The sequence below is a fragment of the Singulisphaera acidiphila DSM 18658 genome, from assembly GCF_000242455.2.
Taxonomy (GTDB): Bacteria; Planctomycetota; Planctomycetia; order Isosphaerales; family Isosphaeraceae; genus Singulisphaera; species Singulisphaera acidiphila.
On record NC_019892.1, the window covers coordinates 6,192,430 to 6,207,445 of the forward strand.

General features: G+C 62.3%; 8 protein-coding genes. 2 read left to right on the forward strand and 6 right to left on the reverse strand.

All coding sequences use genetic code 11. The features are described from left to right. Positions 1-9 precede the first annotated feature (9 nt). On the forward strand, positions 10-1,230 hold the full coding sequence (gene glgA / locus SINAC_RS24370) for a glycogen synthase (RefSeq protein WP_015248227.1): 1,221 nt from the start codon (positions 10-12) through the stop codon (positions 1,228-1,230). A gap of 371 nt (positions 1,231-1,601) precedes the next feature. Here glgA and SINAC_RS24375 read toward each other — a convergent pair whose 3' ends face one another. Beyond that, positions 1,602-2,774, reverse strand: coding sequence for an acyltransferase family protein (locus SINAC_RS24375; protein WP_015248228.1), 1,173 nt, complete (start codon positions 2,772-2,774; stop codon positions 1,602-1,604). Positions 2,775-3,150: 376 nt separating this feature from the next. On the opposite strand from SINAC_RS24375, the gene SINAC_RS24380 reads away from it, so the two are divergent. After that, positions 3,151-5,832 (forward strand): sigma-70 family RNA polymerase sigma factor, encoded by a 2,682-nt coding sequence (locus SINAC_RS24380; RefSeq protein WP_015248229.1) that lies wholly within the window; start codon positions 3,151-3,153, stop codon positions 5,830-5,832. Positions 5,833-5,915: 83 nt separating this feature from the next. Here SINAC_RS24380 and SINAC_RS24385 read toward each other — a convergent pair whose 3' ends face one another. The 5 genes from SINAC_RS24385 to SINAC_RS24405 all read right to left on the reverse strand — a co-directional run bounded on the left by SINAC_RS24385 (position 5,916) and on the right by SINAC_RS24405 (position 14,929). Beyond that, the gene (locus tag SINAC_RS24385) at positions 5,916-7,415 is read right to left on the reverse strand and encodes a multiheme c-type cytochrome (RefSeq protein WP_015248230.1); all 1,500 of its coding nucleotides are present in this window, start codon (positions 7,413-7,415) and stop codon (positions 5,916-5,918) included. A gap of 56 nt (positions 7,416-7,471) precedes the next feature. Then, entirely contained in the window at positions 7,472-10,828 is a 3,357-nt protein-coding gene (locus SINAC_RS24390) for a cyclic nucleotide-binding domain-containing protein (RefSeq protein WP_015248231.1), read from the reverse strand. Between the two features lie 65 nt (positions 10,829-10,893). Then, positions 10,894-12,345, reverse strand: a complete 1,452-nt coding sequence (locus tag SINAC_RS24395; protein ID WP_015248232.1) for a cytochrome c3 family protein — start codon at positions 12,343-12,345, stop codon at positions 10,894-10,896. Positions 12,346-12,362: 17 nt separating this feature from the next. Then, positions 12,363-13,217, reverse strand: coding sequence for a hypothetical protein (locus SINAC_RS24400; protein ID WP_015248233.1), 855 nt, complete (start codon positions 13,215-13,217; stop codon positions 12,363-12,365). 143 nt (positions 13,218-13,360) lie between these two features. Then, positions 13,361-14,929 carry a multiheme c-type cytochrome gene (locus SINAC_RS24405; RefSeq protein WP_015248234.1) on the reverse strand — a complete coding sequence of 523 codons (1,569 nt, stop codon included), beginning with the start codon at positions 14,927-14,929 and terminating at the stop codon, positions 13,361-13,363. Positions 14,930-15,016 lie beyond the last annotated feature (87 nt).

Sequence of the window (15,016 nt, forward strand, 5' to 3'; positions counted from 1 at the left end):
GGACGACGGATGCGGATCGCGATCTTGACCAACGAGTATCCGCCGAACGTCTACGGAGGCGCGGGGGTCCACGTCGAGTACCTGACGCGGGAGCTCACGCACCTGGGGAAAGGGCAAGGCTCGGTTGAGGTGATCTGTTTCGGCGATCAGAAGATCGAGAATGAGAACCTGCGCGTTCAGGGAATCAATCCCGAGTTCCCGCTGTCAACCTATGAGCCGAAGCATCGCAAGTTCCTGGATACGATGCTCAAGAACCTGGTGATGTCAGGACTGATTGGCGGGGTGGACGTCGTCCACTGCCACACCTGGTATACCCACCTGGCCGGGTGCCTCATCAAGCAACTAACGGGGGCCCGGTTGGTCTTGACGACCCACTCGCTCGAGCCGCACCGACCATGGAAGGTCGAGCAACTGGGGACGGCGTATCACGCCAGCTCATGGGTCGAGCAGACCGCCTACGAGAACGCCGACGGCGTGATCGCGGTCTCCGACTCGATGCGCAACGACGTCCATCAACTCTACGGGGTGCCGCTCGATAAGATTCGCGTGATCCATAACGGGATCGATCTCGATCAGTATCGGCCGACACCCAATCCCGAAGTCCTGGCCCGGTACAACATCGATCCGGGGCAACCGTTCGTGCTCTTCGTCGGTCGGATTACCCGCCAGAAGGGGATCATCCACCTGGTCAACGCGATCAAGGAGATCCGCCCAGGGGTCCAGGTCGTTCTCTGCGCGGGGGCTCCGGACACGGAGGAAATCGGCCGGGAGATGAACGAGGCGGTCGAGCAAGCGCGTCGAGAGACAACCAATCCGATCATCTGGATCCCGCAGATTCTCCCCAAAGACGAGGTCATTGCTCTCTACACGCACGCCTCCCTATTCGTCTGCCCGTCCGTCTACGAACCGTTCGGGATTATCAACCTCGAGGCCATGGCCTGCGAGACTCCTGTCGTAGCGTCGGCCGTCGGCGGAATCAAGGAGGTCGTCGTTCCCGGGAAAACCGGGATCCTGGTGCCGTTCGAGCCGGTCGGCCCGACCGACTTCGAGCCCAAAGACCCCGCGCTGTTTGTCCACGAGCTTGCAAATGCGATCAATCGTTTGCTCGACGATCCCGTCCGACTTCGAGAAATGGGTATTCGATCCCGCGAGCGAGTGGAACACTTCTTTAGCTGGACCAGTATCGCCCGCTGGACGGCCGACTTCTACTGGGACTTGGGCCAGGCCTGAGTCCACAGACTTTTTCCGTACGTGTTTATCGAGGGTCAGATAAATCATTGTACGCCAAGTCCACCGGGTAATTGGGGACGTTGTAGCCCCGAAGGGGCGACCGTACATAGCCCGGGGCGCAAGCCCCGGGTAACAAGAAATGCTCAGATAAAAACTATTCGCAGCCCTGAAAGGGCGACCGTTAAATGGTGAAGACCAATTTTGACGGTCGCCCTTTCAGGGCTGCAGAATCGAAAATATGACGAATACTCCCCGGGGCTTGCGCCTCGGGCTATGTACGGTTGCCCCTTCGGGGCTGCAAAATGCGTGCATTACTTTCCTGACTTGCAATAGAAACGGTCGCCCCTCCAGGGCTGCATGAACCGTTCGAGTCAGGGGCCGTTCTTGGCGGGTTCCACCGTACCGGGTCCCATTTGAGCTCTCCACGGCAGAGAGAGCCAGTGTGGGGGCGGCGGGAAGATGTCGGGCTGGTCGTTGGATTCAGGCTCGCCGCGTCCAGACGCGGGATAGGGGAATCGGTCCTTGAGGCGGAGGATCGGCTTCTCGATGAACTGCCAAGAGGCCACGGCCAGGGCGAAGGTCGCCGCCAGTTTCAAGGCGTCGAGCAGCATCGAATCGTTGCACAGGTTCGTAAAATGCAACGGCGACATCAGTGCAAAGAGGGGTAAGTGATACAGATAGATTCCATAACTGATCGTTCCGAGATAGCAGAGGCTTGGGTCGCGCAGGGGCCGGAGGAGGGGGTGGCCGGCGAACGCGATCACCAGGCCGACGATGGAGAAATAGAGCAGGCTCAGCCGGCTCGCATTCAGGGATAAGGCGAGTCTCGGCCAGTCGCTCGACCAGGCCGCTCCGAACTGCTCGACAGTCCCGGCGGCCAGTGCCGGGTAGGCGAGCACGGCTGCGCCGAGGGTTGCCAAGCCCCAGACGACGACCGGCCGCCGCGATCGGGGCGATCCCGGCTCGCCCATCATCCAGGCGAGCAGGGCTCCCAGCGCGAACCCATCCCAGTTCGTCACCAGGAGCATGGGCCAGAGCCAGAGCCTTGCCATGAACGCCGACCCCACCAGGAGTGGGATCGTCGCGAGGAGGGCACGGCGCCCAAGGAGTACAGCGACCAGGGGCCAGAGGAGATAGAACTGCTCCTCGGCCGCCAGGGTCCAGGTGTGCGCGAAGTAAATGCTGAACGCCGGCGGCCGAGCCGACCAGTAGCGGGGTAGGAACTGGGTGAAGGTCAAGTAGTAGGGGAGGCCAGTCGTCCGCTGCCGGTAGGTCAGCAAGGGATTGACCACGACGAACCCGAGGAGAAGGGCGTAGTAAATCGGCCAGATCCGGAGCACGCGGCGGGCGTAGAACGGGACCAGAAACCGAGGGCCGGTCTCGTGACTCAGGATGATCCGCGTGATCAGGTAGCCGGAGAGGACGAAGAACATGTCCACGGCCGAGGCGAGCACCGCGTAGTCGGTCCCCAGGCCCAGGTGCAGGCTCACCACCATGAGGGCGGCAATTCCTCGCAGGGCGTCCAGCTCAAGGACTCGGCGCATGACACTCTTCCCTTAGATCGTGCGCGCGGAGACCTGTTGTCACATGACGCAACAGCCCAGGCGGCGCAATCTGCACTATTCGGAAAATCGGTACGGGAGCGTTCGCACTTCAAGGTTTATCTGGCCGAGGGGCGGATTTCTTGTCGCCACCTCGAACACACGCACCCACTTGACAAGGGGCCTTGAGCCTCAGCGTGTGCAACGCTGACTTGACTGCCATCATCGCGGCTCCGGCCAGTTCGAGAGTCGACTTCCCTCGGGGAAGTCGACTCTGAAGGTCCAAGCGATTCCATACCCCTTCTTCCAGAAAGTTGGAAAGATCCTCCGTGTTCGTGCAAGGTGATGGTAGAGAACCAACACCGAGGGGCGCAGGCCAATGACAGGGAGAGAACCGTCTGCCGTAATCCGTAACGTTCGCACGCTTTTTGGCGGGGGGGCCGTCAGCGGTCTGACGGACGGACAGTTGCTCGATCGATTCGTGTCCCGACATGACGATGCAGCCGAGACCGCGTTCGCGGCACTCGTCCAGCGGCATGGCCCGATGGTCTGGGGGGTCTGTCGCCGCCTCTTGCACGATCCCAACGATGCGGCCGACGCTTTCCAAGCCACCTTTCTGGTCCTGGTGCATCGCGCCGCAACGGTCCGGGGAGACGACACGCTGGGCCGTTGGCTCTATGGGGTGAGCCGGAAGGTTGCGGCTCGAACCAAGAGGATGTCCGCTCGCCATTCCGCTCGAGAACCAATCGGGATCGAACCGGTGGCTGCACCGGACTTGGACCCAGATCGGGCCGAGTGGCACATAGCGCTCGACGAAGAGATCAGCCGGTTGCCGCAACGTTACCGCGAGGTAATCGTCCTCTGCGACCTCGGCGGGCTGCGACACGACGAAGCGGCCCGTCAACTCGGCTGCGCTGTGGGAACGGTTGGCAGCCGCGTATCGCGTGCCCGCGAGCGGTTGCGCGCCGGGCTAACCCGGCGGGGGTTTGCAACACCGGCCGGGTTGCTCGTGAGTGCGCTTTACGCCGAGACGGTCTCGGCGTCACCCCCCTCGGCCCTCGCGGTGTCGACGGTTCGAACCGCCACCCTGATCTCGGCCGGCCAAGCTGTTGTGGGCGCTTTCCCGTCCGCAGCGGTGGCCAACGGAGTTTTAAGGACCATGTTCATGACCAAGATGCGTTTGGTCGCCGTGGTTTTCCTAACGATCACGGCAGGCGCCTGCGGCACCATTGTTCTTGCCTTTCATCACACCTTGGAACCGCCCGATGAGCCGCCTTCTCAGCAGCAGTCGGCGCAGGTCTCTCCTGACCGAGCCGGTCGGTCCTCGGCTCCAGTCGAGCGCAAAGCGTCTCACCGGGTCTCCGCCGGCGAGCCCGCTCGGGTTCGCGATGAACGAGTTGCACAGGCTGACTCCCAACCGGCTCATGGGGCAACGCCTGCCGCTGGCGATCCACAGGCCACGCGTCTTGCCTTGAGTGCGCATGCCCAGGCGGCCGGCATCGACAAGCTGCCTCGGTTCCAATACCAGGCCCAGTATCGTCATGGCGAGGTTGACTCGATGCGCGCCATTGACGTTACCGTCGATCGGCTCACGCAAGCATTGACGGCACCCGTGCTTGCAAAAGACTGGTTCGGGCGGTATGAAATCAGCTTTTCTTGGGATGAGTCGCGGTCCCTCTGGGAAATGAAGCCAGGGGAGACTGTCCTGAATTTCGACCAGAGGTTCTGGACAAGAACGGATGCGTGGGAACGCCATGCAACGAAGGACAAATCCACGGTGAATTTCGTTCGCCCAGCTGGGCCATCGTCGCTTTGGAAGAGTGTGAATTTATTTGATTATGGCTATTTAAGACTTACCCCCCATCGGTTTTGGTGGGGACTGACGACGCATCGCGAGCAGAGCATGAGCCTGGTACCGCCCGAGAAAGCTTCCTGGAAGCACCTCGGAGTTGAGTCATTCGGCAACGAAATGTGTGACATTGTTGATTCGATCCGAAGGACCGAACGGCTCTGGATCGGGCAAAGATCGGGGCGCGTTCGCGGTGTACTCACCTACTCCTTGGACACGACCAATGACAAGGCCGCCAATTTCTATCGGAGCGATCCTGTCCGACAAATCGCCGGCAAAGGTTTCGTTTCCATTCGTGAGTACAGCAACTGGATTTCTACCGCGACCGATGATCAGTTGACCCGGATCGCTCTTGCTTGGAGCGACCGCGATCCCACGCTCGATCCCGCGGCGATCCAGCCGAATGAACTGGTTCTGTTCGACGACTATCGCGAGGTCTCGCCCGGACTCTGGATCCCGTTCCGCGAAATCCGCGCGTTCCCGCACCCGTCCGAAACAGATAAAAATAAGCACAAGCTCATTCGGTCAGAACTGAACGTGGACGAAGTCAGGACGGACCTGAGCCTGGCCGATCGGTTCGCCCCTCTCATGCCCAAAGAGGGGGATCGCATTCAGGATCAGCGGTTCGGTGTTCCCGTCGACTTCGACTACCGTGCCGACTGGAGCGATGAGAAGATTCGCGAACTGGCAAACATCGAATACAGCAAGCGCCTCCAAGGAGAGGAATTCGTCAAGGGACTGACGGAGCCGATCTCCGCCATGGTCGGCAAGCCCGCTCCTGCGTTACCTACCGCTGGCTGGATCGGCGGCCGGCCGCCGGACCTGGTCGGCAAACCTTATCTGTTGCACTTCTGGGCGACGTGGTGTGGACCCTGCAAGAACGATCTGCCGCAGCTCAAAACCCTGGCGGAGCGAGGAGTCGTTGTCCTTGGCATGCACCCGGCCGGAACGCCTCCAGAAGAGGTCGAAAACTTCAGACGCGACCAAGAGCTCCCTTATCCCACACTTCTTGCTTCGGCAAAAACGGGTGAGCCCGGCCCCTCGAAGATCGGGGGCTACCCCTCGACTGTCTTTCCCTACGGCATCCTGATCGACGCCCAAGGCCGAGTCGCGGGGCATGGATCCCTCTCGGAGTTGCTGGAGAAGTTCGGGGCTGAGGCCCTGATCGCGCCGAGCAAACCGGGCACCAAGAAGGTGGGGCAAAACGACTGAGAGTCGGAGAAGTGATGTCCACGCCGCCTTTTTTTTCGTCGGGCGGGGGCTGCAAAATGTGGACAACATGCTTTGCTCTCGTCCTATCGACCCGAGTCGGCCGTCGTCCTCGACAGTTCGCGGCGATACCGTTCCATCGCTTTGGTGAACGCTTCGGCGGTCCATCTCCCCGACTGTCCTTCCGGGAGGGAAGGGGCTTCAATCTGGCGTCTCATCTCGTCGAGGGCGGTCTTCATGCTTGTGGTCGGGGGCTGGCCGAGTCGTTCGAGCGTTCCACTCAAGGCTGCGATGCCGACGAAGCGTTGGGTGGCGTTTTCCCAGCTCAAGGGGGGGGGCGAGGCAGGTTCGTCCGCGACGAGCCGAGTGAGAAGCTCTTGAACCTCGCGAACGTTCCAGCGAGCCCTGGCTGTATCGAGTAATTTCCCGACCTGAGCTTTCGCCTCGAGGGCGAGCCGCTCGGCGTCCTTCGGCTGGGGGTCGATCGACTCCATCAACCGGCGGAGGCTGGCGAGGGGACTGTTTTCATCCGCCTTAACATCTTCGTTGGCTGGTGTCAGGAACGCGGGGGCGATCGAGAAATACCAGTTGCCCCAGGGGAGGGTGACGAGCCCGGTTTGGGCGTCGCGGGTCGAGGGGAGGGTGGTTTCCGCCAGCGGATGATGGCAGGAGTTGCAGGCGTATTCTGCGAATTCGGGCCAGATTCCGATCGGTGAGCGTTCGAACGGCTTCTTAGATTGCCGTTCCTGGGCGGCATGAGCGCGCAGGCTCAGCAACCCCAGCGCCTCGCGTGCTGAGACGACCTGGCCGATCGCCCAGGCGCGCGCGTCGAGGTCGGGCTGTTCCCGCCTCACCTTGGATTCGTCCCAATGTTTGGGAAGGGCGTCGAGGTAGGAGAGGAATTCAAAATCGAGCCGAGGGTGGCCGGCGGCGATCAGGTCGTGATCGACGTCGCGGCCGGCATTGCCGATGTGGCAGCCGACGCAGAGGTTCACTCGGGCTTCCAACTCAGTCGTCGGCGTCATGCCCAACTCAATCTTCTTCGATTCGGAGAGTTGCCTCCAGGAGGCTGACGCATGGGGAACGAGCCATTTTGATGCGAGTCCATGACAACTCTCACAGCCGACACCCTCCGCTGCCGTGACGACGGACGATCGATTCAGGTTCGGTCTCGGGCTGACGTGGCAGCTCAAGCAGCGAGTGTCGGTCTCTGCTTTGAGTGTCTTGCGACCCGAGAAAATCGCCAGCCGGTCCTCGATCGCGATCGACCGCGGCTCTTTGAGGACCGACTCGGCCCGTGAGTGGGGGTCGAGGGCCATCCAGGTCGTGTAGGCGCTGCGGTGGTCGCCTTCGCCTCCATTTCCGCCATGGCAGGCGAACGCGGCGCACGAGGAGACGCCCACCGCCTCGAACTGGTTGCCTTTGATCTCAAGACGTGACGAGCCGGAAGGAGCAACCTCTTGCGCCCAGTTTGCGGTGAGGCCGGCCAGACCGAGAGCGAGGCCGAACAGCAGCAAGGCCCCGCCTCGGAAGGGGCTCCGTGCGGATCTGATCCATTCGTTGAGTCGGCAACGGAGATGTCGCATGGTCGAGGCAGAGCTCACGTCAAGGTATGTACGTTTCTATAACAGAGCGAGAGAGACTAGAGCGAGGAAAGCTGGGTGAGGGCATCGATCCGGATGGCGGCCTCGTGCGGGCAGGCGGTGACGCACGCGGGGCGTTGGCCGGCCTGGGCGCTGCAGAGGTCGCAGACGACGGCCTTCTGCTCGACGAGCTTGACGGTTGCCCCTTCCTCCCGGTCGAGACGAAGATCGAGCAACCGGTCGGACCCGCCCGAGGATGGAGTGATCCGCAATGCCACCGAGTTCTTCCCCGCCTTCAACAGGGCGGGGAGCATCTGCACGTCGATTTCCCACCAACCGTTGTCGCGCGACTTTCTTCGAGAAACGGAGAGCACTCCGGCGGGATCGGCTTGGTCGGCGGACGCGACCACCGGCTTACCGTTGATCCAGACGCTGACCCCTTCGTCCATTGAGGTCAGGCTGAGGATGAACTCGGTCTCGGGGCCGAGCAACTCGCGCTCGACGTCGAAGTCGTAGCGGAAGATGAGGGGGGCGGTTGCTGACCCTGATCCTGACTCTGCTCCCTTGCCGGTCGGATCAAGTGACGACCGGAACTCGCGGTCGAAGACGAACGGGGCGCTGCCGACTTGCCAGTCGCGGTCGCGGCCCTCGCTCTTTGGCCAGTCCTTGGGGAGGGTCGATGCCAGGGCGTACCGCCAACCGAAGGAGGACTCGGGGATGATCCCGTCCTTGTGCATCTGGATCGCCCCATAGGGGCATTGGCTGGCGCACGCCTCGCAGCCGATGCACCAGTCTTCGATGAGGATCTCGCCGTTATTGCCACGGTGAATCGAGCCGACGGGGCAGCCGATCATGCAGACGGGGTCGAGGCAGGAGCGGCAGGTCGTTGGCACCAGGTACTTGCCGAAGCGAGGGCCATCGAGGAAGAGGCGGCTGCGGCCATCGTCGTGTGTGTTCACGCAGGCTTGGACGCACTCGTCGCAGCGGGTGCAGCGGTCGAGGTCGATCAGCATCAGCCGTTTGCCTTGAAGCAGGCCCAACTCCTCGGTGCGCCCGGGCCGAGGGGCGGTGGAGGCGGCGGTGCGCCCGGCCTTCAATTTCAAGGTCTCGGCGCTATTCTTCGCTTTCCGTTCGGCGATCAAGTTCTCGAGGTAGCGAAGGAACGAGCGTGACGATTCCTTGAGCTCTTGAAAGAGTTCGCGGCTGATCCGGACGAGTTGGATCGCCCCTCCTTCACGATCCGGGTCGTTGTCGGGATGGCCGTACGCCACGCAGGTGGCTGCGCGCGGTCGTCCCTCCAGCAGTGAAGACTCACCAATCGTCTCGCCGCGTGACCGGTAGGCCAGGACCCGTGGTGGTCCTTCCGGCCGTCGCGACGTTCCCAACCCTTTGGGGGCGACGAGATCGAGCAAGAAGCGGTTGTAGGCGCGGGAGCAGCGGTGATAGTCATATTCTTCCCACCCCTTGCTCGGCAGGAATTCCATGACGAGTTTGGCGGGCTTCTTCGACTTCACATAGTCCTGGAATTCGGGATCGAGAATGAGTGGCCGCGTTCGGATGACTGCGTTCAAGGCGTTGACGACCGTTTCCTTGCCTGCGCTCGGGGGCTCGCCGCCGGTTTTGGCTTCCATCAGGATCGCCTGGGCCGGTTCGCCGAGTCGTTGCCAGATCCGGCCTTTCGGTTCCCCGACCTTGGTGCTTCCTTCCACCAGTGCGGTTGCAGCGGCTTTCCAGTCTCTGAAGTCTCCCAAGCGATAGTCGTATGAAGGCTCGTCCGCCGCTTCGTCCACCTTCCATTCGGGAAGCTTGTTCCCATAGATCGAATCGATCAGGAGCCTCTGGCAACGGTACATATCCGGCTCCGACGCCCGCGAGGGGTCGGCCAGACGCTGCCAGGCCTTCCTGCCGACGCGTTGGGTCAGAGCGAGTGGCTCCAACCCTGCGGCCCCGTCAAAGCCGGGGTCTTTGATCAATGCGTTCAGTCCATCCAGGACGATCCGCTTTGACTCGGATTCGAAGGCTTCGTCGCCGAGTGTTGTGATGGCCTGCTGGATGTTTCCGGGTAAGAGCTTCCAGACTTGATGTTTCCAACCTGAGGCCGGGTCTGATCCCGTGGCCAACTCCGCGCTGAGGGCGGGCCAATCCGCCACGTCCGCCTCGCCGAGCAGGAATGAGGCGTCTTGCATCACCTTGATGATACCGCCTCGGATCAGGTGCATGCTGTCGGACGGTTCGTTCTCGTCGTACAGGAGCGCTCCGCTGGGGACCTCGACGAGCTCGGCCGACTGCCGCAGTCGCTCCAGCAGTCGTTCATCGAGTTCCAAGAGCATCGGCAGGTTGCGCAACTGGAGTCGGAGCACCCGCTCCCGATAGAGCTGATCGAGTCGAGACTTGAAGCCGGCGTCCCGGTTCATGGCTTCGAGGACGTTCCTGAGCATCTCGAGCATGTAGCAATCGCGCGAGGCCGTTACCGTCGCGGATCGGGGCGCGCGGTACAGGCAGCTCATTTCGCCGAAGAGCTCTCCTTCGTTGAGCACACCTTCTCGGGTCTCGTAGTTGAGGTCTCGGGGGCCGTCGATTGGAATGGTGGACGGCCTTCGCCGCAATTTCTTCTTCCGTTTTCTGGCGAAGATGCCGCCGATTCGTGTGAGGAGCGTTTTCGGGGCTTTGGCACGGGGGAGTTGAATCGTCAGGTGAACCGAGGCCACCTTGCGTGCGATCTCGGCGTCGGCGATGTCGGTCAACCAGGCGGCGAGTTGCGGGTCGGCCGATGCAATCTCGTAGGCCTGGGTTCGTTTCCGCGTGGTGTCGGCCTCGATCAGGCTCCGGAGCCGGGCGCTTCCTTCTTCGTCGCCGAGCGCTTCGGCCTGCCGCATGGCCTCGCTCAGGCCCTTCATTGCCGCGTCGCCCGCGGCCAGGAGGGAGGCTGATTCTTCGTCAGGAGCGCCGACGTTGATCGCCTTCTCCATCGTCGGGATCGCCGAGCGAAGGATGGCAACCCGCTCTTTGAGCTCGGCGACCTGCTCCTTGGCCTCGGCCACTTTCCCTTTCAGGCTCTCGGATTTCTTCGGGTCGCCCGCTGCCTCGGCGAGTTGCTTTTCAAGGTCGCTGACCTTGGTCTCGGCCTTGGTTAAATCCGCTTCGGAGACGGCCCTTTGGGTGCGAGGGGCCGCCCGAACGGCCTCGAGCTCACTGGAGGTGGGGATGTAGAAGGCCGTCCAGCCGGGATCGCCCTGACGGCAGATCACCTCGCCTTTGCGGAATCGGCGGAGAATTACCGCACCCGGGAAGTTGGCCAGCTTGGCGGTGGACTTCAGGTCGGAGAACGGGGGGATCTTGGGAAACAGGAGGTCGGGAATTGCGACGTCTGTGTCGCGAGGTTCCAGATCCGCAGTGAGGTTGACGCTCCTGGCCATGGAGACATCCTTCCAGAGAAGAAACCAGTGCAATCAGTATATCAGGGAATTTTTGGCGAGGGCAGTCAGGGATGGGCCTTTGCGGGAGCGGGGGCTCCCTGGCCTCTCAAGAAGTCCTCGATTGCCAGGTCGCGTGGGGAGTCGCGGTTTTCATGGGGCGCATGATAGGCGTGGCACTCGACGCAGTCGGTCCGCGCCCCCTGGGTCTTGCCGTTGTGGCATTGCTGGCACGATTGGATTGTGGGCATGAGCACGTCGCTGGTCAGGCGGCTCTCGGCTGACTGCGCGTGGCATTGGCGGCAGTCGAGCGAGCGGTGGCGTTCATGGCTGAAGACGCTGTGTGGGAACCAGCGGCTTTTGATCTGCGGGAGCTCGAACCGGGGGAGCTGATGGGTCTCAGGGCTCGATTCGGCCGCTACGCGATGGCAGTAGCGACATCCGCCGGCCCCTTCGAACAGGAGTCGGCTGGCTTCACTCAGTTGCAGCTCCGCCCAATCGGCGCCGGAGCGTCCGTTTGCGTCCGAAGCTGGTTTCGGTCGGCCCGGAAGCGGGTGAGCCCGTTCCGCACGGGTGCGTTCGGTCTGCACCGACGGGAACTGCTGGGCGAACCGGATGAAGCGATCGCGGATGATCGCGCGGACGGTTTCGGCCCCTTCTTGAGGACCATTCGGGTGCGCCGCGGGTTCGTTGCGGAAGCGATCGGCCTCTTCGTTCGCGGCGAGTTCGGTGATTGTGCCGGTGATCTGGACATTCAGCGGGTGACAATCGCGGCAATGTGTCTGATAGTGGATCGGTTTCATGTACCGTCCCGCATCGTCCGTCTGATGGCAGTCGGTGCAACGGAGGGTCTTTCGATCGAGCGATCCAGCAACAGGCAAGCCCTTGGGATTCATATGGGCTTGATGGTTGAAACGGATCGTGCCTTCGTCTTTGGGATGCTCTGAGAGGAAGAACGGGGGATGAGGGCGGGGCCCTCCCATAAACGTCGACACGTCACGGAAAGGGCGATCGGCATCGCCGGGCTTGGTGGTGTCGGTATGACTCTCCAGATTGGCATGGCATGAGGTGCAGTGGCCATCGCTGACCCGAGCCATTGCCTTGAGCCCTTGATGCTCGTGATGGCAGCCGACACATGCGGTCTTGCCGACTTGTCGCATGTGGTGGGTGTCGCCGGCATGGCAGCGCAGGCAGGCCTCGTCGGTTACCGATCGCACGGCATTGTCGCCGCTGAGAAGTCGCTTGGCCGTCCCGAATTTGGCGTCGTGGCAGGCCTGGCAATCTTCGTTGAAGAGGGCATGCGCCGTGGAGACTGAGGCAGCCTGATAGATCTGGCGATTACCTGGCAGCCAGGTGAGGGCGGCGATCAGTGCCGTGGAACCGATCAAGACGGTCCAGGTGACGAGACCTCGGATTCGCTTGAGTCGCCTCGGCCTGCGGAAGTAGTCGAGCTCGAGCCAGCTCGAAAGCGACTTTAAATATTCGGATGCAGCCTTCGCATCACGTTGGGACGGCAGCATTGCGCGGGGGACCTCGCCTAATAGTACATCGAGAGGGCCGCGTGGGCCAAACCCAGCACGAGCAAGGCCACCGAGAGCGGGATGTGGATCACGAGCCAGCCGTGGAGCAGGTGATGGAGTCGTTCTTGCTCGCCCAAGAGCCGGCGCTCTTCACAGAGAGCCCCCAGCGACTTGAGCGGCCCGTCGACGTCCGACGTCCAGGAGAGGGCCGAGATCCCGGCCAACTCGGCCTCCAACACTCCGGGGGTCGCCAGCGGCGACTTGCGCAAATAGGGATTCCCGAGAAAAGGACGCACCTCGTTCTCGTAGAACTGGCGAAGCTGAGCGCGGGGCGACTCTGCGCCAGCCTCGGCAAGCGGGGCGTCGAACGAGCCGCAGATTGCGTCGATGATCGCGTCGGATTTGCGGCGGAGCAAGGCGCAGAGATGGGGGATCTGCTCGTAAGGGACTTCGCAGGTAATCCGCCGGGTGATCATCCTGGGCAGGAATTGCTGGAAGGCGAGTCCGATGACCCCCGTTGCGATCGTGAGCGTCAGCACGACCCAGAGCACCTGCTCGAGCGGCCCACCCCAGCGGAAACCGCTGTGGAAGAGGATGACCAGCTCGCTCAGGAGGCCCAGCCAGATGTGCCCCTTGAGCCAGACTTTTCGCGAGCCGAGCCACCAGAGCGACGGGACCTTCCGGAGCGTCGATAGGAGCCCGGCATAGACCATCAGCAAATAGCCAATGATCCCATACCACATCCCAATGACGCTTCCACCATTGAAGCCACCGGGTGTGGAATAGTCGAACCAGGCGTAGACGATCGCCGTCAAGAACGCCAGGACAACCGTCGCCAGGAACCAGCCCTTCTGACGTGAATCAATCAGCAAGGAGAGGCTCCACCACGCGCCGACGATGCCCCTCGGGCACGGAAACGATTCGCCACATAACGACCTGATATTTATAGCTCAGACTTGGAATGAACGCAATCAAACCGATCGCTGTCGGCGTTAGCCGGCGGCCAGGCGCAGGGTCAATGCCGAGGGAGCAGTCCGGCCAGTTCGGCAAACCTCGCCCGGAAGATCGCGGGGTCGAAGTCGGTGACCGACTTGAGCCGCTTGGCGAGGGTGGCCTCGATCGGTTCCTGAGTTCCAGCCGAGGGGAGGCTGAAGCCAAGCTCCTCGTCGGTCCGCTGGAGGACTTTCGCGATCGGCACATCGGGTCCGGCCTTCGGTTCGATCTCGTGATAGATCGTCCGGAACGCCCAGAAGAGTTGCCGGGCCGTGTCGTAGTCGGGGATTTCCGACCGAGCCGTCTGGCAGACTCGGTCGAGGAGTCGGATTGCGACCGCGCGGTCGACGGGGGTCTTACCAAGGTCAGCCAGGACTTCGTCAATCCATCCGGCCAGCGAGCGGGCCGAGGCGATGGCCTGGTCCTTGTTTCCAAACGGCCGGGCCGAGAGGGCGGCATGGAACTCCTTGATCCGCCGATCGAACTGCTCGAGACGGGGCTTCGCTTCCTGTGGGTTCGCGGCCTCGATACCAAGCCCGACCAGCGCAATGGGCCAGCTCGGAGCGGGCGGACGCCCGGGGACCCCAGGGAATCCCCGCGTCTGTCGCCAGTTCGGACGATTCACCTCATGGTGGCAAGCGTAACAATCGAACCGAGCGAAGTCAGGCCAACGGGTGCCGGGGATGTCTCCGAGCTCGTCCTTTTCCGCCTGCGCTGCGAACAGCTTGAGGGTCTCGCGGAGCGGCACGAGTCCGCTGACCGCCACGAGTTCGGTGTGCTCGAGCTTATCGAGGTCGAGCATCGATTCGAGCGTCTTGCGCACTTCTGGGCGTCTCCCTTGCCGTTTCTCGCCAAGGTATTCCCAGTGATAGGGCATTGCTTCGCTGAAGCTCGAGACTTCGAAACCGGGCAGGGGGGGGTGTCCCGCCGCATACATCGCGTGGGTCAGGACGTTCCCCTCTTCATAGTTTCCGACGTGGCAGGAGAGGCAACGCTTGGTCCGTGTGACCGGATCCCAGAGGTCGGCCATGCCGTACCGTTCTTCCTTTTCCTTCCGGCTCAGGTTTCTCCATTTCGGGTCCTCGAATGTGGTGTGCTCGAACACCCATTCGCGAAAGGCGCCGTGGCAGGCCACGCAACTGACCCCGTCTCCCTTGGCGTCGAACTGCTGCGCCCGGAGCGCCGGCTTGGCGACTCCCACCGCTTGAGCGGCCACGGGCGATCGGTCGGTGACGCTGTGGCAGCCCAGGCAGGAGCGGTGCGTGGTGACGTCAATCCCGAGGATCTTGCCCATCTGTACCCCGCGCGGGTCGGACAGGACGGCGAAGGCGTTCTTGTGCTTGTCCTTGGTTCCCCAGATCGTCGCTTCGTTCATCCGGCAGATGACCGACTCCGCCTTATAATTCTCGGGGTGCGCATGGCACTGGGCGCAGTAACGCTCGCCGAAGATCAACGGGGTTCGGCCGTCGGGATTCGGGGCTGCCGCCCCTTGTGGTCCTTGCGCCTGGCCGTGTGCCGAGGGCAAGGAGATCAGCAGGGCTACGACCAGACCCATGAAGGTCAGGAGCCGGTCTCGTTGAGTCGCCGCCATCAATCTTGTCTCCTCGTCGCGACATCACGGGATTTTTTTATAACCCGGAGACTTTTTGGTGACGACCTGGACATACCTATTATGGAT